The 24952-nt window shown below is 75.0% G+C and carries 24 protein-coding genes and 1 pseudogene; 17 read left to right on the forward strand and 8 right to left on the reverse strand.

From position 1 onward, the window contains the following. Positions 1 to 234: 234 nt before the first annotated feature. The 4 genes from ABT093_RS14655 (at position 235) to ABT093_RS14670 (ending at position 2830) form a co-directional block, all read left to right on the forward strand. Positions 235 to 480, forward strand: coding sequence for a TM2 domain-containing protein (locus tag ABT093_RS14655; RefSeq protein ID WP_350564126.1), 246 nt, complete (start codon positions 235 to 237; stop codon positions 478 to 480). Between the two features lie 3 nt (positions 481 to 483). Beyond that, entirely contained in the window at positions 484 to 927 is a 444-nt protein-coding gene (locus ABT093_RS14660) for a DUF2752 domain-containing protein (protein ID WP_502884225.1), read from the forward strand. A 367-nt stretch (positions 928 to 1294) separates the two neighbouring features. Further along, positions 1295 to 1945, forward strand: coding sequence for an IclR family transcriptional regulator (locus tag ABT093_RS14665; RefSeq protein WP_350564128.1), 651 nt, complete (start codon positions 1295 to 1297; stop codon positions 1943 to 1945). Positions 1946 to 2023: 78 nt separating this feature from the next. Further along, the gene (locus ABT093_RS14670; RefSeq protein ID WP_350564130.1) at positions 2024 to 2830 is read left to right on the forward strand and encodes a S16 family serine protease; all 807 of its coding nucleotides are present in this window, start codon (positions 2024 to 2026) and stop codon (positions 2828 to 2830) included. Between the two features lie 43 nt (positions 2831 to 2873). On the opposite strand, the gene ABT093_RS14675 is transcribed toward ABT093_RS14670, so the two are convergent. Beyond that, complete coding sequence (locus ABT093_RS14675) at positions 2874 to 3449, reverse strand: Lrp/AsnC family transcriptional regulator (protein ID WP_350564132.1); 576 nt, start codon at positions 3447 to 3449, stop codon at positions 2874 to 2876. Between the two features lie 331 nt (positions 3450 to 3780). Between ABT093_RS14675 and ABT093_RS14680 the strand changes: the two are divergent. Beyond that, positions 3781 to 4227 (forward strand): annotated as a pseudogene (locus tag ABT093_RS14680) (VOC family protein); the annotation flags it as partial. A gap of 28 nt (positions 4228 to 4255) precedes the next feature. Here the strand turns inward: ABT093_RS14680 and ABT093_RS14685 are convergent. Next, positions 4256 to 4816, reverse strand: coding sequence for a hypothetical protein (locus ABT093_RS14685; protein WP_350564133.1), 561 nt, complete (start codon positions 4814 to 4816; stop codon positions 4256 to 4258). 154 nt (positions 4817 to 4970) lie between these two features. On the opposite strand from ABT093_RS14685, the gene ABT093_RS14690 reads away from it, so the two are divergent. The 4 genes from ABT093_RS14690 (at position 4971) to ABT093_RS14705 (ending at position 10699) form a co-directional block, all read left to right on the forward strand. After that, a complete protein-coding gene (locus ABT093_RS14690; protein ID WP_350564135.1) occupies positions 4971 to 5690 on the forward strand; it encodes a response regulator transcription factor in 720 nt (239 codons plus the stop codon). After that, complete coding sequence (locus tag ABT093_RS14695; RefSeq protein ID WP_350564137.1) at positions 5687 to 7252, forward strand: sensor histidine kinase; 1566 nt, start codon at positions 5687 to 5689, stop codon at positions 7250 to 7252. The genes ABT093_RS14690 and ABT093_RS14695 overlap by 4 nt, the downstream gene beginning before the upstream one ends. Before the next feature lie 234 nt (positions 7253 to 7486). Then, positions 7487 to 9139, forward strand: coding sequence for a glycoside hydrolase family 18 protein (locus tag ABT093_RS14700; protein ID WP_350564138.1), 1653 nt, complete (start codon positions 7487 to 7489; stop codon positions 9137 to 9139). A 162-nt stretch (positions 9140 to 9301) separates the two neighbouring features. Beyond that, complete coding sequence (locus ABT093_RS14705) at positions 9302 to 10699, forward strand: glycosyltransferase 87 family protein (protein WP_350564140.1); 1398 nt, start codon at positions 9302 to 9304, stop codon at positions 10697 to 10699. 41 nt (positions 10700 to 10740) lie between these two features. Here ABT093_RS14705 and ABT093_RS14710 read toward each other — a convergent pair whose 3' ends face one another. After that, a complete protein-coding gene (locus ABT093_RS14710) occupies positions 10741 to 11157 on the reverse strand; it encodes an SsgA family sporulation/cell division regulator (RefSeq protein ID WP_350564141.1) in 417 nt (138 codons plus the stop codon). Between the two features lie 407 nt (positions 11158 to 11564). Here ABT093_RS14710 and ABT093_RS14715 point away from each other — a divergent pair, with 407 nt between their 5' ends. From ABT093_RS14715 to mycP, 6 genes are all read left to right on the forward strand, one after another. Next, positions 11565 to 13025 (forward strand): RDD family protein, encoded by a 1461-nt coding sequence (locus ABT093_RS14715; RefSeq protein ID WP_350564143.1) that lies wholly within the window; start codon positions 11565 to 11567, stop codon positions 13023 to 13025. An 89-nt stretch (positions 13026 to 13114) separates the two neighbouring features. Continuing rightward, positions 13115 to 13840 carry an RDD family protein gene (locus ABT093_RS14720; RefSeq protein ID WP_350564145.1) on the forward strand — a complete coding sequence of 242 codons (726 nt, stop codon included), beginning with the start codon at positions 13115 to 13117 and terminating at the stop codon, positions 13838 to 13840. Positions 13841 to 13990: 150 nt separating this feature from the next. Continuing rightward, a complete protein-coding gene (locus tag ABT093_RS14725; RefSeq protein ID WP_350564146.1) occupies positions 13991 to 14716 on the forward strand; it encodes an endonuclease V in 726 nt (241 codons plus the stop codon). 95 nt (positions 14717 to 14811) lie between these two features. Further along, positions 14812 to 15264 carry a DUF2563 family protein gene (locus tag ABT093_RS14730; RefSeq protein ID WP_350564148.1) on the forward strand — a complete coding sequence of 151 codons (453 nt, stop codon included), beginning with the start codon at positions 14812 to 14814 and terminating at the stop codon, positions 15262 to 15264. A 44-nt stretch (positions 15265 to 15308) separates the two neighbouring features. After that, positions 15309 to 16796 (forward strand): WXG100 family type VII secretion target, encoded by a 1488-nt coding sequence (locus tag ABT093_RS14735; RefSeq protein WP_350564150.1) that lies wholly within the window; start codon positions 15309 to 15311, stop codon positions 16794 to 16796. A gap of 131 nt (positions 16797 to 16927) precedes the next feature. Continuing rightward, positions 16928 to 18160 (forward strand): type VII secretion-associated serine protease mycosin, encoded by a 1233-nt coding sequence (gene mycP, locus ABT093_RS14740; RefSeq protein WP_350564152.1) that lies wholly within the window; start codon positions 16928 to 16930, stop codon positions 18158 to 18160. Here mycP and ABT093_RS14745 read toward each other — a convergent pair. Continuing rightward, on the reverse strand, positions 18151 to 18744 hold the full coding sequence (locus ABT093_RS14745; RefSeq protein WP_350564153.1) for a GNAT family N-acetyltransferase: 594 nt from the start codon (positions 18742 to 18744) through the stop codon (positions 18151 to 18153). The genes mycP and ABT093_RS14745 overlap by 10 nt on opposite strands. Positions 18745 to 19017: 273 nt before the next feature. On the opposite strand from ABT093_RS14745, the gene ABT093_RS14750 reads away from it, so the two are divergent. Next, the gene (locus tag ABT093_RS14750; RefSeq protein ID WP_350564155.1) at positions 19018 to 19590 is read left to right on the forward strand and encodes a DinB family protein; all 573 of its coding nucleotides are present in this window, start codon (positions 19018 to 19020) and stop codon (positions 19588 to 19590) included. Positions 19591 to 19639: 49 nt separating this feature from the next. Here the strand turns inward: ABT093_RS14750 and ABT093_RS14755 are convergent, their stop codons facing one another. Both ABT093_RS14755 and ABT093_RS14760 read right to left on the reverse strand, forming a co-directional pair. Beyond that, the gene (locus tag ABT093_RS14755; protein ID WP_350564156.1) at positions 19640 to 20101 is read right to left on the reverse strand and encodes an RNA polymerase sigma factor; all 462 of its coding nucleotides are present in this window, start codon (positions 20099 to 20101) and stop codon (positions 19640 to 19642) included. A 551-nt stretch (positions 20102 to 20652) separates the two neighbouring features. Continuing rightward, positions 20653 to 21426 (reverse strand): hypothetical protein, encoded by a 774-nt coding sequence (locus ABT093_RS14760; RefSeq protein ID WP_350564158.1) that lies wholly within the window; start codon positions 21424 to 21426, stop codon positions 20653 to 20655. 256 nt (positions 21427 to 21682) lie between these two features. Between ABT093_RS14760 and ABT093_RS14765 the strand changes: the two genes are divergently transcribed. Then, positions 21683 to 22699 carry a hypothetical protein gene (locus tag ABT093_RS14765; protein WP_350564160.1) on the forward strand — a complete coding sequence of 339 codons (1017 nt, stop codon included), beginning with the start codon at positions 21683 to 21685 and terminating at the stop codon, positions 22697 to 22699. A 47-nt stretch (positions 22700 to 22746) separates the two neighbouring features. Here ABT093_RS14765 and ABT093_RS14770 read toward each other — a convergent pair whose 3' ends face one another. Continuing rightward, a complete protein-coding gene (locus ABT093_RS14770) occupies positions 22747 to 23337 on the reverse strand; it encodes an isochorismatase family protein (RefSeq protein ID WP_350564162.1) in 591 nt (196 codons plus the stop codon). A 182-nt stretch (positions 23338 to 23519) separates the two neighbouring features. Then, complete coding sequence (locus ABT093_RS14775; RefSeq protein WP_350564163.1) at positions 23520 to 24836, reverse strand: nicotinate phosphoribosyltransferase; 1317 nt, start codon at positions 24834 to 24836, stop codon at positions 23520 to 23522. Between the last annotated feature and the right edge of the window lie 116 nt (positions 24837 to 24952).

Raw genomic sequence — 24952 nt, forward strand, 5'->3', positions numbered from 1 at the left:
AAAGGTCACATGACGTTCGGATATACGCGAAGGATTTGTGGAGACAGCCGGTCAGATGATCGGCTAGTGTTCCGCGTGCCGCGCCGCCTCCGGGCCGCCGACACCGCATGCCCCCCGTCCGGGGCCGGCCGTCGCAGCTCCCGGTGAATCCGGCCGGCACCTCACCGACCCGGGGGGACGCGACGCGCCGTCGTGCGTCCGGGCCTGTCTGTCTTTTCAAGGAGCACACCCAACGTGTCGTACCAGCAGCCCTACGCGCAGCAGCCCGAGCTCTCCGACAAGTCGAAGGTCGTCGCGGGCGTCCTGACGATCCTGCTCGGCAGCCTGGGCGTCGGCCGCTTCTACACCGGCCACATCGGCATCGGCATCGCCCAGCTGCTGACCTGCGGTGGCCTCGGTGTCTGGTCGCTGATCGACGGCATCCTCTTCCTCACCAGCAACGACCGCACCGACGCCCAGGGCCGTCTGCTGCGCAGCTGAGCCTTGGCCACGTCCGCGAAGGCGCGCCGCCGCCCCGGCCACTCCGGCCGGGGCGGCTTCGCCGTTCCCGAGCGGCTGCGCACGGCGTGGGCACCGGTCGCGGTGCTGGCCGGCGGCGTGGCCGGTTCCGCGTACCTGTGGTCGCGCAACCCCCATCTGCCGGGGCAGGTGCTGCCGTTCTGCCCCTGGCGCAAGGTCACCGGGCTGCAGTGCCCCGGCTGCGGCGGCACCCGGATGGCCTACGACCTGCTGCACGGCGACCTCGCCGCCGCCTGGCACGACAACGCGGCGCTGCTGCTCGCGCTGCCGCTGGTCGCCGTGACCTACCTGGTCTGGCTGCGGCACGGGCTGGCCGGCCGGCGCTGGCAGCCGCCGCTCGGCCGGCGCGGGACGGCCGTGCTGCTCGGTGCGGCGACGGCCTGGACCGTCCTGCGCAACCTGCTCTGACGCGGGCTCCGGCACGGCCCGCGGGGCGCGGCCCCGGTGAGACCCGATCCGTCCGGAACCCGGACTCCGGGCGGATCCGGGAACGCCTGACCGGAGCGCTCTGTGCTGGTTTGCCCGGTTTTGACGGGGCGTGCGCCATTGATCTTGACCGAATTTTGGACAAACACTTCCGCCGCCGCAATTCCTTCACTACCTTTCCCACACGCTCTCCCGCCGGGCGACCCCCCGCGAGACGGGCGCCGCAGGGCCCCAGGACGTCAAGGACGACACTCCGCGGCCCGAGCGCGGCCACCCACCTGCGCGCGACATTCCGAGTCCCGGACCGGCCCGCCGATCCGCGACCCGCCGCGGAAAGGAATTGCGTGTCGTGACTGCAGAGACCTCCCAGACCCTGGACCGCGGCGTCCGGGTCCTCAAGCTGCTCGCCGATTCGGAACGCGGGCTCACCGTGACCGAGCTGGCGGCCCGCCTCGCCGTCAACCGGACCGTCGTCTACCGGCTGCTGGCCACCCTGGAGCAGCACGGGCTGGTCCGCCGGGACATCGGCGGCCGCGCCCGGGTCGGCCTCGGGGTGCTCCGGCTCGCCCACCGGGTCCACCCGCTGCTGCGCGAGGCGGCGCTGCCCGCGCTGCGCAGCCTCGCCGAGGACCTCGGCGCCACCGCCCACCTCACCCTGGTGGACGGCAACGAGGCGCTCGCGGTGGCGGTGGTCGAACCCAGCTGGACCGACTTCCACGTCGCCTACCGGACCGGGCTGCGCCACCCGCTGGGGGAGAGCGCGGCCGGCCGGGCGATCCTGGAGGCCCGGGGCTTCCCCAGCCAGCGCCGGCCCGAACAGGGCTTCGTCATCACCCGCGCGGAGGAGCAGTCGGGGGCGTCCGGCGCGGCCGCGGCGCTGCTCGGACTGAGCGGCATCGAGGGCAGTGTCGGCGTCGTGATGCTCAACGGGCTCGTCCCCGAGCGGGTCGGCCCCCGGGTCGTCGAGGCCGCCACCGAGGTCGCCGACGCGCTGCGCTGAGCGCCCGGTGCGGCGGGCGGGCCGTCCGGGTGGCGGCGTGCGCGCCCGCCGGACGGCGCGGTGTGTTTGGATGCCTCTGTGTCCGACACCAAGCTGCCCCCGGCCCTCACCTCCCCCCGGGCCCGCGCCCTCGCGCTCTGCGGCGTCCTGGTCGCCGCGCTGTTCGGCGTGGCCGCCTTCGTCCCGCTGCCGTACACGCTGACCTTTCCCGGCGTGACCGCGGACACCCTCGGCAGCTACCAGGACCGGCCGGTGCTCACCATCACCGGTGCGCCGGTGCGCACCACCCAGGGGCAGCTGCGGATGGTCACCATCTCGGCGACCAACCCCGGGGAGCGGACCACCCTGTGGCGTTCGCTGCAGGCCTGGTTCGACCAGGACGAGGCCGTTCGGCCCACCGACACCGTCTACCCGCAGGGCGACCCGGCCAAGGCCGAGGAGGTCACCGCCGAGCAGATGGCCGAGTCCCAGGACGCCGCCACCGCGGCCGCGCTCGCCCACCTCCAGCTGTCGCCCGCCCAGGTGAAGGTGAAGGTCGACCTCGGCGACATCGGCGGCCCGAGCGCCGGCCAGATGCTCGCGCTCGGCATCGTCGACAAGCTCGCCGGGGACGGCAAGGGCGGCGACCTCACCGGCGGGCTGACCGTCGCCGGCACCGGGACCATCGACGACCAGGGTGTGATCGGCGCGGTGGGCGGCGTGCCGCTCAAGACCCAGGCGGCGGCCCGGGACGGTGCGACCGTCTTCCTGCTGCCCAAGGACGAGTGCGCGGACGCCAGGGTGAACACGCCCGCCGGACTGCGGCTGGTGCCGGTCGGCACGCTGGAGGAGTCGCTCTCCGCGCTGGAGGGGCTGCGCACCGGCGGGGCCGTGCCCGCCTGCTGAGCCCCCGCCGCTCCGGGGCGCGGCCCCGGTCGCTCCGCGGCGGCTACTCGGCGGCGGCCTGGTCGACCAGCGGCAGGATCCGGTACGGCACCGGGTTCTCCAGCGCGATCGCCGTCGAGGACCGCACGATCCCGTCGAAGCCGACCACCCGGTCGATCACCCGCTGCAGATCGGCGTTCGACCGGGCCACGATCCGCACCATCATGTCGCCGTGCCCGGTGATGGTGTGCAGCTCCAGTACCTCCGGCACCGCCGCCAGGTGTTCGCGCACGTCCGTGCCCTGGCCCTGGGAGATCTCCAGGGTCGCGAAGGCCGTCACCGGGTAGCCCAGCGCCGCCGGGTCCACCTCCGGGCCGAAACCGCCGATCACCCCGCGCGCCTGGAGCCGGTCCAGCCGCGCCTGCACCGTGCCGCGCGCCACCTGGAGCCGGCGCGAGCACTCCAGCACGCCGATCCGCGGCTCCTCGGCGAGCAGCCGGATCAGCCGGCCGTCCAGCGCGTCGATCGCGTCGTTGGTGCTCCCGGCGGGGCCGCCCGCCGCGCCGGAATGTCCCTGTCCGGTGGGCGAGTCGGACGTTCCGGGGGCGCCCGGGGCGCCGGCGGCGTGGGCGGGGGGCATCGAGGGCTCCGTCCTCCGGTGGGCATTCTGTACAGCGGTGCGCCCGATTCTCCCGCCCCGGAGCACAGCTTGACCAGGAGGAAACGGAACAGTTGCGCGGACGTCGGCCCGGCGCCACCCTCCAGCCACAACCCCGTGCGTCCGCCCCGACCCGGCGTGCCGGGGCGACCCGTGGTCCCGTACCCCGTCCGGGAGGGCTGACATGACCGACACCGCCGCCGAACGCGTGCTGCTCGCCGCCGGCCCCGGCCCGGCCGGCCTCGGCGCGCCCGGGCCCGGCGCGGTCGGCCCGGCCACCGCCGGGGGCCCGGAGGAGCCCGGCCTGCTGCCGATGGGCCGCGCCGACGCGGTGGTCTTCGCGGTCGCCGACGCCGAGCGGGCGGCCCACCGGTACGCCGTCGCGCTCGGGCTGCGCTGCGCCGCGTACGCCGGACCCGAGACGGGCGAGCCGGAGACGGTCTCCTACGTGCTGCGGGGGCCCGGGACCAGGTTCGTGCTGACCTCGCTGGTCCAGGCGATCGGCCCGCGCGGCCGGGAACTGGCCGGGCACCTGGCCCGGCACGGCGACGGGGTGATCGACCTCGCGGTGGCGGTGCCGGACGTCTGTTACGCCTACGACTACGCCGTCGACCGGGGCGCCGCCTCGCTGGCCGAGCCCTACGAGGTGCGGGACGCGTACGGCACCGTGGTGCTCGCCGCGATCGGGGTGCCCGGCGGGACCAGGCACACCCTGGTCGACCGCTCCCGGTACCGCGGGCCCTACCTGCCGGGCTACGTGCCCTTCGAGCGCTGGTGACCGGCCCCGGTCAGCGGACGACGGTGTCGACCCTCGGGGGGTACCCGTTCCACGAGACGATCACCGAGTTGGCCTGGTCGTCCTTGGTGAAGTCCACCCGGAGCCACTGCGGGCCGTTCCAGACCTGCATCTGCCATCCCGAGTCAGGGGTGGCCGAGACCAGCGAGGCGTGGTCCGACTGGAGGTCCAGGGCGACCTTGCCGCCGGGGACGGGGTAACTGCGCACGGAGGACGTGGCGCCGGCGGCCGGCGCCGGGCGCTGCGGGCCCGACGCGCCGGCCGACGGGGCCGTGGGGGTGGCGTGGGCCGTGGGCCGGGGCGGGGCCGCCGAGGCCCGGGCGGTGGACGGCGTCGCGGTCGGCCCGGTGCGGTCGGCCGCCTGCGGCTGCGTCGCCGAGGGAGTCGGCACGGGTCTCGCCCCGTCGGCCGACGCCGGCGAGGGCAGCGGCAGTGCCTTGGGCCGTTCGAACGCGGCGCCGGTCAGCACGGCGTGCACACCGAACCAGGACAGCGCCACCGCCGCCCCGGTGGCCGCCGCCCAGGCGCCGAGCTGTACCAGTCCGTTCCGCATCGTGCGCACATCCTGCCGTATCTCCGGGTCGCGCAGACGGGCACCCCGGTACTTCCACAGGGAACTTGCACAAGTGCGGCGGACTCCCCGCAGACCGGCGCGAACCACCCCGAGGTACAGACCAATCGGGGCCGATGGCGTACCGTGCAGCCCCATGGCAACAGTGCTCGTGGTCGAGGACGACCCCTTCGTACGATCCGCCCTCATCCGCCACCTGACCGACACCGGCCACGCGGTCCGCAGCGTGGGCACGGCACTTGAGGCGCTGCGCGAGGTCGCCCAGGTCGGCTGCGACCTGGTGATCCTGGACCTCGGGCTGCCGGATCTGGACGGCAGCGAGGCGCTCAAGATGATCCGTGGCCTGACCAACGTCCCGGTCATCATCTCCACCGCCCGGGACGACGAGGCCGAGATCGTCCGGCTGCTCAACGACGGGGCCGACGACTACCTGGTGAAGCCGTTCTCCGGGGAGCACCTGAGTGCCCGGATGGCCGCCGTGCTGCGCCGGCTCGGCGGCGGGGCGGCCCCGGTCAGCCAGGTGCTGCGGGTCGGCGGGCTGGCGATCGACCTCCAGCGCCGGGAGGCTTCGCTGGACGGGCGGGGGCTGGACCTGACCCGCCGTGAATTCGACCTGCTGGCCTTCCTCGCGGCCCGGCCGGGCGTGGTCGTGCCGCGCAAGGAGATCCTGGCCGAGGTGTGGCGGCAGACCTACGGCGGCGACCAGACCATCGACGTGCACCTGTCCTGGCTGCGCCGCAAGCTCGGTGAGACCGCGTCCAACCCGCGCTACCTGCACACCGTGCGCGGGGTCGGGGTCCGGCTGGAGGCGTCCGGGCAGTCCTCCGGACCCGTCCCCGTGGAGCGCCGGACATGAGGCGGTTGCGGCACTCGCTGCGCTGGGCCCTGATCAAGGCCGCCGTGGCCGGGACCACCATGGTCGCGCTGGCCTTCCTGATCCCGCTCGGCCTGATGGTCCAGCAGACCGCCAGGGACCGGGCGTTCACGGCGGCCGAGCGGCAGGCCGCGGCGCTCGGCCCGGCGCTGGCCATCACCACCGACGAGGACGCCATCGCCCGGGCGGTGGCCTCGACGGACGCGGGTGCGCAGGAGCGGATGGCGGTGCACCTGCCGGCGAAGGAGGGCGCCGCCGGGGCCGGTGCCTCTTCCGGTGCCGGCGGCGGTGTCGCGTCCGGTCCGATCGGCGCTGCGGGCGGGGTGGCCGCAGCGCCGGGCGGGACGGGGGTGGCCGTGGGCACGGTGGCGGCGCCGGGAACGTCCGCCGCGGCCACCGGGCACGAGGCCGGTGCGACCATCGGCGAAGTCCGGGCGCTGGACGCCGACGTGGCCGTCGCCCTCGGCCAGGGGCGGTCCTTCACCGTCGAGGTGCCGGGCGGCTACGCGCTGCTCCAGCCGGTCGCGGTGGACGCCGAGCGGACCGCCGTGGTGGAGGTGTTCGTGGCCGACGGCGACCTCACCCGGGGCGTCGCCACCGCCTGGCAGGTGCTCTCGGGGGTGGCGCTCGGGCTGGTCGCCATCTCGGTGCTGGTCGCCGACCGGATGGGCGCCCGGATCGTCGGTTCGGCCCGCCGGCTCGCCGCTGCCGCGCGCTCGCTGGGCGCGGGCGACCTCGCCGTCCGGGTGCCGGTGGACGGCAAGCAGGCCGCCGGCAGCCCCGTCGAGCTGCACGAGGCCGCCCACGCGTTCAACGCGATGGCCGACCGGGTCGTCCAACTGCTCGCCGCCGAACGTGAGCTGGCCGCCGACCTGTCGCACCGGCTGCGCACCCCGCTGACCGTGCTGCGGCTGAACGCCGCCTCGCTCGGCGAGGGCGACGCGGCCGACGCCACCCGGCACGCGGTGTCGCAGCTGGAGCGCGAGGTCGACCAGATCATCCGCTCGGCCCGCCGGGCACCCGAGGACGCGCCCGCCGTCACCGTCGGCTGCGACGCCGCCGAGGTGATCCGCGATCGGGTCGGCTTCTGGTCCGCGCTCGCCGAGGACGAGGGCCGCCCCTGGCAACTGGCCGGCGCCGAGCGCGAGACGCCCGTCCCGGTCCAGCGCGGCGACCTGGCGGCGGTGGTGGACGCGCTGCTCGGCAACGTCTTCCGGCACACCGCGGTCGGCACCGCCTTCTCGGTGGACGTGCTGCTCACCGAGAGCTCGGTCATCGTGCTGGTCGGGGACGCCGGTCCGGGCTTCACCGACCCCGAGGCCGCGCTGAAGCGCGGCGAGGGCCACGGTGGCGAGGGCTCCACCGGCCTCGGCCTCGACATCGTCCGCAAGCTCGCCGAGGCCACCGGCGGCGACCTCGCGCTCGGCAGGTCGGACGTGCTCGGCGGCGCCGAGATCCGGCTGCGGCTGCGCGTCCGGCAGGACGGCACCGCCCCGGCACGGACCGGCAGACGCCGCGGCCGCGGGCCGCTGTTCCCGCGCTGACCGGGGCCGCCGCGCGCCTGTGGCGAAAGGTTTCGGCGCTTCGTCAGGGCCTCGGGCGGGGACAGAGGGCCGGGGGAGCGGCGGGGCGGGGGTGCGCTCCCCCTCTTTCTTAAGCGCGCCGTAAGGGAGTTCTACCCCTGGCTCAGCAGACGGTTTCCGGCCATTCGGCGCCGTTAGCGTCATCGGCGTCGGTCAGCCCGACCGCACACCTGCCAGCCCCGGAGGTAAGCCCCCATGACGACCCAGCAGCCCCACCGCCGCTCCAGCGGCCGCCGCCGGCGAAGCCGCAAGGGCGTGCTGCTCGGTGCCTCGGTGGTCGCCGCCGCCCTGGTCGCCGGGGGCGTCGTCGTCCTCGCCTCCTCGGCCAGCGCCGCCTCGCTCGGCGCCGTCTACAGCCGCACCAGCGCCTGGGACGCCGGCTACACCGGCCAGTACCTGGTCACCAACCCGGACGGCAGCGCCATCGAGGACTGGACGCTCACCTTCGACCTGCCGGCCGGCGCGAAGATCGACTCGCTCTGGAACGCCACCTTCACGGCCGAGGGCCAGCACATCACCGTCAAGCCGGAGGCGTGGAGCAAGCGGCTGGAGCCGGGCAAGAGCGTCGTGGTCGGCTTCGTCGCCCAGGGCTCCGGCGCCGCGCAGGCCGAGCCGGGCAACTGCCTGATCAACAAGGCGTCCTGCAAGCCGGGGGACGGCACCGCGCCCACCCCGTCCGGCCGCCCGACCACCACCGCGACGGCCTCCCCGTCCGCCTCGGCCTCGCCCACCGTCTCGGCCACCGCTTCGGCCTCGGCCACCGCGACCGCCACCGGCGCCCCGACCACCGGCGCGCCGAGCCCGACCGCCACGGCGACCCCCCGGCCCACCACCCCGGCCCCGACGGCCACCGCGACCGCCACCACCACGGCCGTCCCCACCACCCCGGCGCCCACCGCCACCGCCACCGGCACCCCCGCCCCGGCCGCCGGCGCCGGCTTCACGCCGTTCGTCGACACCTCGCTCTACCCGCCCTACGACCTGGTCGCCACCGCCAAGGCCACCGGCGTCAAGCACTTCAACCTGGCCTTCGTCGTCTCCGGCGGCGGCTGCACCCCGAAGTGGGGCGGCGTGAGCGACCTCGCCGCCGACGCGGTGGCCGCCCAGATCGGCGCCCTGCGCGCGATCGGCGGCGACGTCCGGGTCTCCTTCGGCGGCGCCAACGGCTCCGAACTGGCCCTCGCCTGCTCCTCGGCCGCCGACCTCGCCGCCGTCTACCAGAAGACCGTCGACGCCTACGGCCTCACCAAGGTGGACTTCGACGTCGAGGGCGGCGCGATCGCCAACGCCGCCGCCAACGCCCGCCGCGCCCAGGCCATCGCCCAGATCCAGAAGAACGCCGCCGCCAAGGGCAAGCCCCTGGAGGTCTCCTTCACCCTCCCGGTGCTCCCCTCCGGCCTGACCCAGGAGGGCGTCAACCTGATCGCCGACGCCAAGAACAACGGCGTGGCGATCGGCGCGGTCAACATCATGGCGATGGACTACGGCGACGGCGTCGCCCCCGACCCGCAGGGCCGGATGGGCACGTACGCCATCGCCGCGGCCACCGCCACCCAGGCCCAGGTGAAGAGCGTGCTCGGCCTCGACGACGCGGCCGCCTGGCGCAAGGTCGCGGTCACCCCGATGATCGGCGTCAACGACGTCGCCAGCGAGGTCTTCACCGTCGCCGACGCCAAGCAGCTCGCCGATTTCGCGAAGAGCAAGCACCTGGCCTGGCTGGCGATGTGGTCCGGCACCCGCGACAAGGCCTGCGAGGGCGGCGCCAAGCCGTACGCCGACGCCAGCTGCAGCTCGATCGTCCAGCAGCCGCTGGACTTCACCCGGGCCCTCGGCGCCTACACCGGCTGAGCCCGCACCACCGACTCCGGCCGTCCGTGCCCCGACCGCAACGGGGCACGGCCGGCCGGCACCACATCCCGCCCGGTCACTCTCCGTAGTTGGTCCGATCGGGGCGGGCCGCGGGGCATCGGGTATCGTCGCTGGTTGGCCGACCGGCGGACGGAGCGAAGAGTGACAGCGGTGCAAGACGAGCGCGGCGCGGTGCCCACCACACCGGACCGGGCCCCCGCCCCCCTGTCGGACCGGCTGCGCGCCGCCCTCGGCGCACCGCTGCGCGCCCTGCGCGAGGCTCCGCGCCGGCCCCTGCTGGCCGCCTCCGCGGTCGCGTTGTTCTCCCTGCTCGCCTACGCGGTGGTCCGGCACTTCGCGCACACCTCGATGGTCGACATGATCGTCTACCGGGCCGAGGGCGCCGCGGTGGCCAACGGCGAGGACCTCTACGCGCTGCGCGTCACGCAGTGGGACCTGCCCGCCACCTACCCGCCGTTCGCCGCGATGCTGTTCGTGCCGACGACCTGGTTCCCGATCCCGTTCCTGCGCGTCGCCGTCACGCTCTGCAACCTCGGCCTGCTCGCGCTGCTCACCCACCTGTCGTTCAAGCTGGTCGGCTGGCCGCGCCGGGACCTGCGCGCGATCGGCGTGATCCTGGTCACCGGCGCCGGCGTCTGGCTGGAACCCGTCTACACCACGCTGCGCTACGGCCAGATCAACCTCGCCCTGGCCTGCCTCATCCTCTGGGACCTCACCCGGCCCGACGCGCGCCGCAGCAAGGGCGTCGCGATCGGCATCGCCGCCGGCATCAAGCTCACCCCCGGCCTGTTCGCGGTCTACCTGCTGCTCACCGGCCGCGTCCGGGCCGCGTTCGTGGCCGGCGCGACCTTCCTCGGCACCTTCCTGATCGGCGCGCTCGTCCTGCCGGACGCCACCTGGGGCTTCTGGACCAAGTACCTCTACGACTCCTCCCGGGTCGGCAAGACCGAGATCGTCGACAACCAGGCGCTCAGCGGCGCCGTCGCCCGGCTGCTGCACACCGCCGAACCGGGCACCGCCGCCACCCTGGCGGCCGTCGTCGTCGCGGTGGCCGGCCTCGGCGTCGCCGCCTGGGCGGCCCGCAGCTCGCGCTGGCTCTCGCGCTCCGAGGCCTGGGGCGTCTGCTGCGCCGCCGTCACCGCCGTGCTGATCTCGCCGATCAGCTGGACCCACCACTGGGTCTGGTGCGTGCCGCTGCTCGTCCTGCTCGCCTGCGAGGCGGCGGTCGAACGGGCCCGTCCGGCCGCCGTCCGGAAGGTCCGCTGGCGGGTCGCCTTCGCCGCCACGCTGGTCGCCTTCCTGTCCTTCGCGATGTGGCTCGCCAAGCCGCAGGGCGCGCTGGTGCTGGAGCTGTCGCCGCTGCGCCAGATCCCGACCTCGATCTACCCGCTCGTCGGGATCGGCTTCCTGCTGGCCGCCGCGCTACGCGTGCGCGCCCGGCGCCTGGCGGCCGGTGGGCCGGCGGCGGCGCTGCCCGGCCAGCGCGGCGAGCGGCCGGACTCCGCGCGCGAGCGTCAGCAGGCCCCCGCGGCCCGCTGAGCCGGCCCGGTCACCCCGGGGGGAGGAGGGGGACCGGCGCGTCACGCGAGCAGCTCGGCCAGCGAGCCGTCCATGTCCAGCGCGGCCAGCTCGCTGCCCGGCGGCACCAGCCGGTGCGCCCGCTCCAGCCAGGCGGCCACCGCCGGCAGCGGCGCCTCCAGCAGCGCGTCCCCGGCCGGCGAGCTCAGCGCCAGGCAGAGCACGCTGCGCCGGCCCGAGCGGGTCGGCCAGATCCGCACGTCGCCCTGGCCGCAGGGCCGGAAGGTGCCCTCCACCAGCAGCTCCCGGGCGAACACCCAGGTCACCGGCGAGCCGGTGTCCAGGTGGAAGGTGATGTGCACGGCGAAGGGGTCGTGGCTGCCGTAGGACAGCCGGGCCGGCACGGGGACGCTGTGCTCGGGCGAGAGCACCAGGTTGAGCTCCAGCTCGTGCTCGACCACGCTCGTCGGGCGCTCCATGATCGGGTTCCTCTCTGCCTGCGGTTCGTGCCCGGTTCAGGGCCCTGTGCCTTGGGAGAGCGCGGTCAGGGAGCGCTCTTACACGGGTTTCCGGGATTTCTCGGTTTTCTTGCGGAGCTTCGACGGCGGTCGTGTGCGCAGTGGTGCGCCCGGGACGACGGGCGCGTGGCCGGGCGTTCGCGCCGTCTTCCTTACCGTGGGCGGCCCTGGCGTGTCCGGTGAATGGCCAACTTGGCGCCGCCCGCCCGCCGAGGTACTACTCTTTGTGACTGCCCGGCGACTGTCCGCCCCCTCGGCGGTACCTCCGCGCGCGCCGACGGCGGAGCCACCCCGGGTCGCCCGTGCCACCGTCGCGCACAGCTCCCCGCCGGGCGAGCCGCATCGGCCTGCCAGGAAAGCGAGCCCCCATGACGGACCGGCCCCACGCCGGCGGCAGCACGGAGACCGCCGCCGGTCCCGCGCCGGGCTACTACCCCGACCCCTCCGTCCCCGGCTTCGTCCGCTACTGGGGCGGGTCCGCCTGGGTGCCCGGCACCAGCCGGCCCGCCCCGGCGGAGGGCGAGGTGCTCGAACCGCCCCGGTACGCGACCCGCCGGCCGGGGGCCGCGGTCGGCGCGGGGCGGTACGTGCCGCCGCCGGTGGCGGACGAGCCGGCGGGGGAGCCCGCGGGGCGGCCGTCCTCCGGCGGGGACACCGGGCCGGTGTACCTGGACCAGACGGGCGGCGGCGCGTCGTTCACCTTCGCGGTGCCGGAGAACGGGCCGGTGTTCCGCCGCGGCGGGGAGCGGGCGTCTGGCGTGGAGCCGGCCGGGCGGGTGTTCCGGCGGGATCCGGTACCGGAGCCCGGGCGGGAGCCGGTACCGGGACCGGAGCCGGTCGGGGGGCGGGCGGACCACCGGGAGTGGCACGGCCCGAGGGATTCGGGAGACGCGTCGCGCTGGGTGTCCTGGGGGGTGCTGCCCGAGGCGGTGGAGGACCCGCCCGCCGAAGCGCCGGCCGCCCCGGAGCGGGCGGGCGGCTCCGAAGCGGCCGGCCCGCGGCCCGTTCCGGTGCCGTCGCCGGTGCTGTCGCCGATGCCCTCTCCGGTGCCGTCTCCGGTTCAGGCCGCGCCGCCCGCCCCGTCGCCGGTATCGGCCCCGGATCCGCTTCCGGATCCGCTCGCCGATCCGCTCCCGGCGGTGGCGGCCGTGCGGGACGCCGAACCGGCGCCGTCCGTGCAGCCCGCCCCTTTCGTGCCGGCCGCTCCTGTCGTGCCGTCCGCCGTCCGTCCGACCGCGGCCCGTCCCGCCGCCGTCCGTTCGCCTGCCCCTGCCCCTGCCCCCGCCCCGCGCCGCCGGGTGAGGGCCGCCGGGGCGGCCCCGGCGGCGCTGCCGGCCGGGCTCGGGCGCCGCGTCGCCGCCCGCCTGGTCGACACCGCCGTGCTGGCCGTGGTCGCCGTCGCGGCGGGCGCCCCGCTCGGCCGCTCGGTCGAGGCCCACCTCCAGCGCAAGCTCGACCAGGCCCGGATGGCCAGCCGGCTCACCCACCGCCAGATCGACGTCTGGCTGGTCGACGGCACGGTGCTCGGCAAGGCCGCCGTCCTGCTCGGCATCCTGCTGTTCGTGGGCCTGCTCTACGAGGTCCTGCCGACCGCCCGCACCGGCCAGACCTTCGGCAAACGGCTCGCCCGGATCCGGGTGGTCGCGGTGGCCCGCACGGCGGCGGCCACCGCCCCCGACCGTCCGGGGATCGGTCGTTCGCTGCTCCGCTGGCTGGTCAGGCAGCTCTCGACGCTGCTGGTGGCGGGCCTGTTCTGGCCGCTGTTCGACCGGCCCGCCCGGCGCGGCTGGCACGACCGGGCGGCGCGCACCCGGGTCGTCCGGCTCTGACCTCGCCCGGCCTTCCGTCCGATGGTCATGTCGGACAAAACGGAGTCAATATCCCAAGTTCATACAAAGTGTGATGTTCTACTCGGGGCATGAGCACCTACGACCCCTCAGGCCCCGAGCCGGAGGGGGGCGGCAAGCCCTCCTTCGGCAAGCAGCCCCCGCAGTCGGGCGGCGGCACGCCGGAAGGTACGCCGTCGGACCCGTACGGCACTCCGCCCCCCGCCGGCCCGCCGCCGGACAGCGGCCCCGGCGCGTACGGCGGCACCTACGGCGGCGCTCCCGCGGGCCCGCCGTACGGCCAGAAGCCCTACGGCGGGTCGCCGTACGACCAGCCCCCGCCCGGCTACGGCCCCGCCGGGTACGGCACGCCCGGCGCCGGCCCCGTCCCCGGCATGCCGCCGCTCGGCAGCTGGCCCAACCGGATCCTCGCCCGGCTGATCGACTACCTGCTGGTGCAGGCCGTCGCCGTCCTGCTGGTCCTGCCGTTCGCCTCCCTCTCCGACCGCTCCGGCTCGGCCGGCGCCTTCTGGCTCGCCTGCGGGCTCTACCTCGTCTACGAGGGCCTGATGCTCAGCCGGGACGGGCAGACCCTCGGCAAGAAGGCCATGAAGATCCGGGTCGCCATGCTCGTCGACGGCAACTCCCCGACACAGGCGGCCGCCTGGACGAGGGCGGCCGTCTTCATCGTGCCCGCCGTGCTCTGCTGCGCCGGGCTCTGGTGGCTGATCGACGGCCTGTTCGGTGTCTTCGACAAGCCCTACCGGCAGTGCATCCACGACAAGTCCGCGAAGACGGTGGTGGTCTCCACCGCCTGAACCGTCCGGCCCCCGCTCGTACCCGCCGACCGGCGCGCGGTGCTCCGCGCGCCGGTCGGCGGGTACGGGACCGGCGGCTCCGCCCGTCCGACCCGCTCGGTACCGTGGGCGCGACCGCACCACCGCTCCGCGCACCCAGGGGGAACCGCCGTGCCCATCCCCGCCGACTGGCCCACCACCGAGGCCGAGGCGCTCGCCGAACAGGAGCGCCTGCGCCCGCTCGTCCGGCCGGCCGGCGCCATCGGAGCCACCGCGGGCGATGGCACCGACGCCGGCGACGACCGGCTGATCGCCGGCGTCGACGTCGCCTACGACGACGCCCGCGACCTCGTCGTCGCGGCCGCCGTGGTCCTCGACCGCGCCACCCTCGCCGTCGTCGAGGAGGCCACCGCCACCGGACGCATCGCCTTCCCCTACGTTCCCGGCCTGCTCGCCTTCCGCGAACTCCCCGCCGTCCTCGACGCCCTCGCGGCCCTCACCCACCGCCCCGGCACCGTCGTCTGCGACGGCTACGGCCTCGCCCACCCGCGCCGCCTCGGCCTCGCCAGCCACCTCGGCGTCCTCACCGGCCTGCGCACCCTCGGCGTCGCCAAGACCCCGTTCACCTTCGACCACCGCGAACCCGGCCCCGCCCGCGGCGACTCGACCCCGCTCACCGACCCGGCCACCGGCGAGGAGGTCGGCCGCGCCCTGCGCACCCGTCCCGGCGTCAAGCCCGTCTTCGTCTCCGTCGGCCACCGCATCGGCCTCGCCGAGGCCGTCGAGGCCACCCTCGCCCTCGCCCCCCGCTACCGCCTCCCCGAGACCACCCGGCACGCCGACTCGCTCTGCCGCCGCGCCCTCGCCGCCGCGAGCCGGACGCCGGACGCGGACTGACGGCCCACCAGAGCACCGGCCCGTGTGTTAGACATGACTGGCTCACCAGAACCGTCAACGACACACTGCCCGGACGCACGGGGGAGGCGCCGCACGTGGCAACGGGGAACGGAACCGGATCGACCGGCGGGGCAGGACGCGGCTACCGCGTCGAGGTCGAGCAGCTGCACGCCTTCGCCGCCCAAGTACGCCTGCTGCTGGCCGAGTTCCAGCGTCATGCCGACGGCAACGCGACACACGGCCGCAGCGGCATCGGACCCAGCTCGCTCGGCACCTTCGCCGAGGCCACCGACCTGCACGGCCGCTACCAGACCATGCGCGACGGCCTGCGCGACGTCCTCAACCAGCTCCAGGACGCGGTCGACGAGGCCCAGAAGAAGGCCGAACTCACCGCCACCAACTACGAGGAGCAGGAACACCGGACCAAGACGAAGCTGAAACTCGGCGACGACGGCTGGTCCGTGGCCAACCCCTCCGCCACCAGCACCGCCGCCTACGCCGCGACCACCGCCCCGGCCCGGCACGACGACGGGAAGGGGGTCCGGTGACGTACACCGACTTCGGCGCCTACAGCCACGCCGAACTCCGCAAGATGGTCCAGGCCCTCAACCCCGGTGAGGTGATGGCCGCCGCCGACCCCTGGCGCCGCGCCGCGGACACCCTCAAGGCCATCCGCGCCACCCTCACCCGCGCCAGCACCGAGGCCGCCACCTCCTGGGAGGGCAGCACCAGCGACGCCTTCCACGCCCGCATGCTCCACCTCGCCACCACCATCAACACCACCGCCTCCTACGCCAACGACGCGGCCAACACCCTCAAGGCGATCTCCGAGGCGATGGCCAAGGCCAAGCGCGACATGCCCGAGGAGCCCAGCGGCTGGGCCCAGTTCAAGGACGGCGTCGGCGACACCTTCTCCTCCCTCTTCGGCGCCGACGATGAGGACGCCCGCACCGACATCGCCAACCAGAAGAAGTCCGAAGCCGCCACCGTCCTGCAGACCCTCGCGATGCACTACCGCACGGCCAGTCCGATGCTGAAGCCCCCACCACCCCCGGGGCCACCGGGCAAGGGCAGGGGCAAGGACGAATTCACGGAAGGCCCGGCCGACGACGCGGGCTCCAGCGGCTACGCGGCTGTGGGTGGCTTTCTCGGTGGGGTCGGTGTCGGCAACGTCGGCCCCGGCGCGGCGCCGGTGTACCGCCCGCGCGAGGGGGCGGTGGCGGATCCCCGGACGGTCGGCGCGGGACGCGCGAACCCGCAAGGGACGAGCCCGTCGTTCTCGAAGGCGCCGTCGGCTCCCTCCGACCCCGGTGTCAAGGGCGGCGTTGCCATGCCGCCACCCAAGGCCGCGCCGGCGAAGTTCGGCGCCGGGACCGTCGTGGACGGCGCGGCCGCCGTTCCCACGCCGTCGACATCCGGCGGGCCGCTGCCGTCCGGGGGGAGCGGTACGTCGATCCTTGGTTCGCCGGGGAACGGCGGAAACCAGACCCTGCCCAACAGCCCGGTCACGCAGCCCGTCGCGCCGCAGGGCGGCAACGGCGCAGGTAATTCCCACCCGAGCGGGATCCCGCAGTCCTTCGGCCCGGCTGTCAGGCAGGGACAAGGGCCCGGCGCCGGGTGGAACGGGCAGGTCGCTTCGGAAGCCGCGCGCGGTGGCCGCGAAGGGACTCCGGGGAGGTCCGGGGCCGGCCGCAGCGGTGTGGTCTTCGGGGCCGAGGGCATGTCAGGGGCGAGTGGTGGCGGCAGCGTCGGCGCGGGCGCCGACCGTGGCAGGGGCACCCTCGAGGGCAAGGCCGGTCGAGTCGGTGGCGCGATTGTCGGTGCCGAGGACCACTCAGGCAGGAGCGGCGGTGGCAAGCAGGCCTTCACCGAGGGCGGTTCGGGCGTGGGAGCGCGCGGACGGATCCGGCCGGAGACCGGTGCGGGCAGCCCGCTTGCGCAGACGCCCATGGTTCCGCTGGGTGGCGTCGACCGGGGCCGGAGGGACGACGAGAGGAAGCGGAGCCGTCCCGACTACCTCGTCGAGGACGAGGAGACCTGGGCGTCGGACGACCCGGTCAATCCGAACGTGGTGGAATGACGCCCGGCCTGCGGGTCTTGGGCCGATCGATCGGGTGCCCTGCGGCCGTCCAGGCTGCAGGGCGGCCTCTGTGCTGAGTGGGGTGGCGGGACTTGAGGAGCTGGCGTCTTGGCCGCAGGGCGGCTGTGCTGATGGCCGGCGCACTGCTGGCGGCCGTGGGCACGGGTCCTGTCCATGCCGAGAATGTGCGCGATGCGCAGTGGCCCCTTGTGACCTACCGGGCGGAATCGGCGATCTGGCCCGTCTCGCAGGGAGAAGGTGTCACGGTTGCCGTCGTCGACAGCGGCGTGCTGAAGGAGCACCAGGACTTGACGGGGCAGGTCCTGGCCGGAGTGGACCTCACCGGGGAGAAGACCGACGGGACGGTGGACACCAACGGCCACGGCACCGGGATGGCGAGTCTCATCGCGGGCCACGGCCACGGTACCGGGGCCGGCATCGTGGGCCTGGCACCCAAGGCCAAGATCCTTCCGATTCGGATCGATCTGACTCAGGAGTCACCCTCGGACCAGTCGGACATCGCCAGGGCGATCCGCTATGCCGTTGACCACGGTGCGAAGGTCGTCAATATGTCCATCGGAGGGCCTTCCGGGGCCGACCCCGACGAGCGTGCGGCGGTGAAGTACGCGATGGACAAGGACGTTGTCCTGGTGGCGAGTACGGGCAACGACGGGGACAAGGGCGCTTCCGTGGACTATCCGGCCGCCTTCCCCGGGGTCGTGGCGGTCGGCGCGGTGGACCGCAACGGGCTGATCTGGAGCAAGTCGAGCTCCGGTCCCGAGACGACCCTGGTGGCGCCGGGCGCGGAGATCCCCCGGGCAGGTGCCAAGTCGACGAGTTCGCAGGGCGTCGCCAACGGCACCTCCGACGCCACCGCCTACGTCTCCGCCACCGCCGCGTTGATCCGGGCGAAGTACCCGGAGCTCTCCGCCGGGCAGGTCATCAACCGGATGATCAAGAGCGCCACCCCGCCCGCCGACGGATCGGCGGTGCCGAGCGAGCGGTACGGGTACGGGGTGCTGTCGCCGGCGAAGGCGCTGGAGGTGAATCCGGCGGTGGACGGGGGGCCGCGGGAGAATCCGCTGGCCGGGCGGGCGGAGGCGAAGGGGGGCGTGACCGCCTCGCCGAGCGAGGAGGAGTGGGAGTCGCCGCCTCCCGTGACGGTGCCGGTGACCGCGGAGAACCGCGGCGTGAAGTGGGTGCTGATGGGCACCGCGGTGGTCGCCGGAGTGGTGCTGGTGGGCGTCGTGGTGGCGGTGCTGCTGGTGGTGCGCGGGCGGCGCCGGCGGGCGCGGGCCGCCGCGGCGGCGGCGCACCAGGCCTATCCGCCGCCGCCGCAGCAGTGGCCGCCCTATCAGGGGTGAGCGGCGAGCCACTCGGGGCGCAGGGCGGCCATCTGCAGGACGTCGTGGTACGCGCCGCCCCAGAAGTGGGCCTGGCGGGCCCGGCCCTCGTGGCGGAAACCGGCCTTCTCGTAGGCGCGGACGGCGCGCGGGTTGTAGGCGTAGACCTCCAGTTGGACGCGGTGCAGGCGGACCGTCCCGAAGGCGTGGCGCAGCAGCAGCACGGTGGCCTCGGTGCCGATGCCGCGGCCGGTGCTGCCGGGGGCGAGGGCGATCCGGAAGTGGGCGGAGGCGTTGTCGGGGTCGACGTCGTTGAGCGCGAGTTCGCCGAGGAAGCGGCCGGTGGCCCGGTCCTCGACGGCGAGGTCGAGGCGGTCGGGCTGCTCGGGGCGGGTGGCGCACCAGTCGCGGATCTCGTCCTCGGTGAAGACCCGGCGGGTGCCGGTGAGGCGGTTGGTCTCCTCGTCGTCGGTGGACTCCCACATGGGGCCGGCGTGCCGGGCGGAGAGCGGGACGAGGGTGACGGTGGCGCCGGGCAGGGTCGGCTTGCGGGCGAGCGCGCCGGGGTCGAAGGCGGCGTGGGGATCACGGGCGGAGGTCGGCATGCCGGTCAGGATGGACCGGAGCGCTCCGTTCCCGCCAGTGAATTCGCCCGCCCTTCCCGGGGCCGCAGGTGCCGCTGCCGGCCGAGTCGGGCCGGTCGACGGGACCGGACGGCGTTATCAGCCGAACGGAGTACGCGGAGAGCCCCCCAAGGGTGGATGACGTGTTGACGCCGCCCGCCGGGCCGCCGGGGGCGGCGGGGCTGGCAGGATTTCGGCGACCGCTGGCGCTGACGCCGCTGGTGGGGGGCGGTCCCGGGCGGCCATCCTGGGCGCATGAGCACTTCCGAGCACATCAGCGGCACGGCCGGCGACGACGCGATCGTCCCCGACACCAAGGACTGGACGTGGGTGCTGGAGCGCCCCTGCGCGGACTGCGGGCTGGACGCCGGGGCGATCGGCCGCGAGGACGTGGCCGGGATGATCCGGGCCAACGCGGCGGCCTGGGCGGGGGTGCTGGCCGGCGATCCGGCGGCGCTGCGCCGCCGGCCGCGGCCGGAGATCTGGTCCGACCTCGAATACGCGTGCCACGTCCGGGACGTCTTCCGGCTGTTCCAGGTCAGGCTGGCCCTGATGCTGGACCGGGACGACCCGCTGTTCGCCAACTGGGACCAGGACGAGACGGCCGTCGCCGAGCGGTACGGCGAGCAGGATCCGGCCGTGGTGGCGGGGGAGTTGACGCAGGCCGCAGAGGTGCTGGCGGCGGCGTTCGAAGGGGTGACGGGCGCGGGGTGGGAGCGCACCGGCAACCGCAGCGACGGGGCGCGCTTCACGGTGGAGTCGTTCTCCCGCTACCTGGTGCACGATCCGGTCCACCACCTGTACGACGTCACCGGTGAGCGGGTCTGAGGGGGCCGGCGAGGGTGGTCACCGGCTCACGGGCGCCCGCTCGTGCGGCTCACCAGCCGGAGGCCTCACGCAGCATGGTGCGGCGCAGGCGGCCGGCCACGCTGGCGGTGTCGGTGCCGATGACGTCGGCGATCTCGGGCGCGGCGAGACCGACGACGTAGTGCAGGATGGCCAGGTCGTCGTCGGCCGGGCGGGCCGGGCGGTCCTGGGTGTCGGGACGGCCGGAGGGCAGCCCGTTCTGCCGGGTGTGGTCGCCGACGGTGTCGCGCAGGATCTGCCAGGCGTGCGCGGTGGGGTTGGAGCTTCCCAGCAACTCGCGCCACTGCACGGCGATTTCGGCGAAGGCCTGTTGGACGGCGCCGGCCGCGCGGTCCGGGTCGGGCAGCCAGACCCGGGCATAGCTGAGGTACCGCGGTCGGTGCAGCTCGCAGAACGCCGCGAACTCCAGCGGTACGGCGGGTTCGCCGGGCCCCGGAGGCGGCTCGGCGGTGCTGTCATGACGTTGGGTCATCTCGGCTTCTCGGCAAGTGAGATGGGCTTCTGACGGTCGATCATCTGTGCTCACTCTACGGTAGGCGCTCGGTGCGCTGGGTTACCAATCGGCTGGATTGCCCGGAAGGCGCCGCCGCGCGGCCGGTTCCGGCGGTGGCCGGGTGGGGGGTCGGCGGGCGGTGCGGCGGTGGCGGACGGGCGGGGAGTGGTGCGCAGTGGTGTCAGAGGCGTGGACGCGGAGCTCCGTGGCCGGTCAGCGGGGTGATCCGGCCGGTGGTGGCAGCCGTTCGGCGCGCCACCGCAGAGGGTGTGATGTGCCACCGTAGGCGGTTCGGCGGTTCTCGTCCACGCCTGCGGCGCGAAGCCGCGCCCGCACCACCGGGCGCACCACCGTGCACGCGCCGCCCGGTCCTCGCCGGACCGTGCCGGGCTGCGGCGATGCCGCGAGCGGGCCGTTCGGCGGCGCCCCCGGGCGGGGGCGGGGTGGTGGGCCGGCCCCGTCGCACGCGTCCCGCGTGCCCGGCCCTTCGTCGGCGGATCGCCGTGTACGAGACGAAAGTTGACGAACTGTCAGGAACTCGCCCGGCGGCTCTCCGCCGGGACGGCCCGGTCGTCCGGTGTGGTGCCGCGGGCGAGCTGGGCGGGGAAGGCCTCGACCGCCCGGCGGCGGGCGAGTCGCGCGGCCGCCGCAGCCGCGGCCCCTGCGGCCCCGGCCGCCTCCGTGGCGGCGGTCAGCCGCTCCCGCTCGTGCTCGCGGCCCCGGGCGTTCGCGCCCTCGTGCGGCGCGGTCGCGTGCTCCACGTCCTCGCGCCCGGCGTCCTGCCGGATTCCCTCGATCGTCTGGACTTCCCCGGTCTCCTCGGCCTTCTCGATCTCCTGGGTCTGTTGGGCCAGTTGGGCCTCCTGTTCCTCGTGGGCCGTCTGGTGGGCCGCTTCCTGCGCGGCCTCGTGCGCGGCCTCGTGTGCGGCTTTGGTGGCGCTGCGGAGGCGGGCCGCTCCGGAGCCCCGCCGGGCCCGCCCGTCGGCCGTGCGCGCCGCGTGTTCCTCGGCCACCTGTCTAGCCGCCAGGTAGGCCTGGACGGCCGCCATCCCGTAGACGGGCTGGATCAACTGGTGGCCCTTGAAGAAGGGGCGGGCGGGGGCGAACCCGGCGGCGACCACGAGGTCGCGGATCTCCGCTATCTCCGCCTCGCTGCGCGCGGTGAAGCGGACCTCCCAGCCCTTCTTGTAGGTATGGCCCTGTGCGCCGCTGCGGCGGGCCGGGTCCGGCCGGCGGACGTATCCGGGCAGGCGTCCGAGCCGGAGCTGGGCCGCGCGGAGGCCGGCGGTCTCGTCACGTGACATGTACTAAGGGTAGGCAATCCGGCGGGCTGGAGTGACGCCCGGAGGTGACTTCGCCGTATGTGCTTGATCACGCAGGGTCAGACGGCCTGGTGGCTGATCAATGATGATCGAGTATGACAAGCGACTGATCGCCCATTCCTCCGAATGGGTGAGGGTATGAGGACTTTAGTGCGGCCTGATCCCGGTTTCGCGACGGTTGGGTAACAGTGCGTCAGGCGGCCGCGACTCGTTCCGGGCCGTTGGGGATGGTGTCGGCATGAGCTACCGGATTCCCACGCCGCCGCCGTCCCTGGAGGAACTGGCGCGCCGTCAGCAGAACGTCCTCACCGCCGGCCAGCTGCGCGCCCGTGGTGTGCCGGCCCGGATCATCAGCGAGCACTGCCGCCGCGGCGGTCCCTGGCAGCGGCTGCTGCCCCGGGTCTACCTGCTGCAGTCCGGCGACCCCTCGCCGGAGCAGCGGATGTGGGCCGCGCTGCTGTACGCGGCGCGGAACGGCCGGGAGGGCGGCCGCGCCGAGGGCGCGGTGATCACCGGGGCGGCCGCGCTCGCGCTGTACGGCTTCGCCGCGGTGCCCCGGCTGCCCGCCGTCACCGGGGTGGACGTGCTGGTGCCCCGCCAGCGGCGGCTCAAGGACGCCGGCGAGGTGCGGATCCGGCGCACCGAGCGGGAGCTGGTGGCGCGCTCGGTGCACGGGCTGGCCTGCGCGCCGGTCGCCAGGGCGGTCGCCGACGCGCTGCACGAGTGGACCTCCGAAGGCGCGGCCGGCGGGCCGGCCCCGGTCCGGGAGGTGCTCGGCGAGGCCGTCCGCCGCCCCGACCTGCGCTGCACGGTGCGCGAGCTGGCCGCCGAGCTGGCCGAGTCCGGACTGGTCTCCGACCTGCGGGTGCGGGCCGTGCTGGACGGCCTGCTGGCCGCCGAGCGGGACCGCTCGCTGGAGCGGATCGGCGAGCTGGTCGACGAGTGGCTGCTGCCCGTCCCGCTGACCGGCCCGGAACTGCGGATGCGCGGCGGCACCTACGTCGCCGTCCCGGACCTCTACTGGCCGCGGGCGGGTGTCGCGGTCGAGGTCGACTCGGAGCTGCGCAGCGTCAGCGAGGGCGAGGCGGCCTGGATGCGCGGCGGCCAGCACCGGATGGAGTACCTGGGGGTGCGGGTGGTGTACGTCTCCGGCGCGCGGCTGGCCGAGGACCCGGACGCGGTCGGCGCCGAACTGCGCGAGGCGTTCCGGCTGGGCGGGACCGACGTGGTGGAGCTGCTGGTCACCGAGCACTGAGCGTCCGGAACGGCGGGCACCGCCCAGGACGGTGCCGGCGCCCGGGCTCAGCCCCCGACGACCGGCGTGCCGACCAGCTCGACCCCGGCCGCCCGCAGCTCGTCCAGGGCGGCGGCGGTGGTCGGCGCGGCCACCCCGGCGGTGAGGTCGAGCAGCACCCGGGTGGTGAACCCGGCCCGCACCGCGTCCAGCGCGGTGGCCCTGACGCAGTGGTCGGTGGCGATGCCGACCACGTCCACCTCGGTGACCTGCCGCTCGCGCAGCCACTCGGCCGGCCCGCGGCTGTTCTCGTCGACGCCCTCGAAGCCGCTGTACGCCGCCGCGTAGGCGCCCTTGTCGAAGACCGCCTCGATCGCGCCGGAGGTGACGGACGGGGCGAAGTTGGGGTGGAAACCGACCCCCTCGGTGCCCGCGACGCAGTGCACCGGCCAGCTGTGCACGTAGTCCGGCTCGTCGGAGAAGTGGTCGCCCGGGTCGATGTGGTTGTCGCGGGTGGCGAGGATGTGCCGGTAGCCGGGCGCGGACTCGGCGATGAGGTCGGTGATCGCGGCGGCCACCTCGGCCCCGCCGGCGACGGCCAGGCTGCCGCCCTCGCAGAAGTCGTTCTGCACGTCGACGACGATCAGTGCCCGGTGCATGGCTGGCATTCCTCGGTCTGGTGGGGTCCTGCGGAGGACGGGGGGAGACGGTGCGAGGGGGCCTCACGTCCGTACGGGGGAACTCTACGGTCGACTGTAGGCAGTGGCATCCGGAGGCGGAAGGCCCGGGGCGCGCCCGGGGCCTTCCCCCGTCCACGAACCGTCACGGGGCCGGTGGGGCGTCACACGTGCAGCTCGGTCGCCAGCACCGGGTCGCCCTTGGAGAGCTGGGTGGCCGACAGCGGCAGCGCCGCCCGGGCCCGGGTGTGCCGCTCGCGCGCGGCCTCCAGCGGCTCCCGGCCGATCACCTCGCCGGCCTTGATCAGCGGCACCTGCACCAGGTGCGGCGCCAGGGCGTCCGGGACGGTCCCGGTGCCGACGACCTCGGCCTCGGCGACGCCGTCCGCGTCCGGCCGCCGGGCCGCCCACTTGCGCCCGCCGATGCTGGTCTTGCCGCCGGCCGCGCGCTTGGCGACCGGGACCAGCGGGCCGTCCGGCCCGGCGGCGCGGGCGACCAGCTTGTAGACCATCGCGCAGGTCGGGTCCCCGCTGCCGGTGACCAGGCTGGTGCCGACGCCGTAGCCGTCCACCGGGGCGGCGGCCAGCGCGGCGATCGCGTACTCGTCGAGGTCGGAGGTGACGATGATCCGGGCCCCGGTGGCGCCGAGCTCGTCGAGCTGGCGGCGGACCCGGTGGGCGAGCAGGGTGAGGTCGCCCGAGTCGATCCGCACGGCGCCCAGCTCGGGGCCGGCCACCTCGACGGCGGTGCGCACCGCCTCGCGCAGGTCGAAGGTGTCGACCAGCAGGGTGGTGCCCCGGCCCATCGAGTCGATCTGCGCCCGGAAGGCGTCCCGCTCGCTGTCGTGGACGAGGGTGAAGGCGTGCGCGGCGGTCCCGGTGGTCGGGATGCCGTAGGTGAAGCCGGCCTCCAGGTCGGAGGTGGCGGCGAAGCCGGCCACGTACGCGGCGCGGGCGGCGGCGACGGCGGCCCGCTCGTGCGCGCGCCGGGCGCCCATCTCGATCACCGGCCGGCCACCGGCCGCCGAGGTCATCCGGGAGGCGGCGGCGGCGATCGCCGAGTCGTAGTTGAGGATCGAGAGGATCACCGTCTCCAGGATCACCGCCTCGGCGAAGCTGCCCTCGACGGTCAGCAGCGGCGAGCCGGGGAAGTAGACCTCGCCCTCCGGGTAGCCGTGGATGTCGCCGGTGAACCGGTAGTCGGCGAGGAAGCGCAGGGTCTCCTCGTCGACCACGTCCTGGTCGGCGAGCCAGTCGAGCTGGGCGGAGGTGAAGCGGAAGCTCTCCACGGCGTCCAGGACCCGGCCGGTGCCCGCCATCACGCCGTAGCGCCGGCCGGCGGGCAGCCGACGGGTGAACACCTCGAAGACGGAGCGGCGGTGCGCCGCCCCGCTGCGCAGGGCGGCCTGCAGCATGGTGAGCTCGTAGCGGTCGGTGAGCAGCGCGGTCGAGCCGGCCGCGGGCACGGAAGTGGCGTCCATGCGGATGATGCTACTACCCCTTAGCGTCAATGTGACGATTTCTCGGCGCGGTGATCCGTCCAGCGCGTCGCGGGCACGGGGGCGGAATCGCCCGCAGGTCCCCCGGATGGCAGCAT

Source organism: Kitasatospora sp. NPDC002551, from assembly GCF_040296005.1.
GTDB lineage: Bacteria > Actinomycetota > Actinomycetes > Streptomycetales > Streptomycetaceae > Kitasatospora.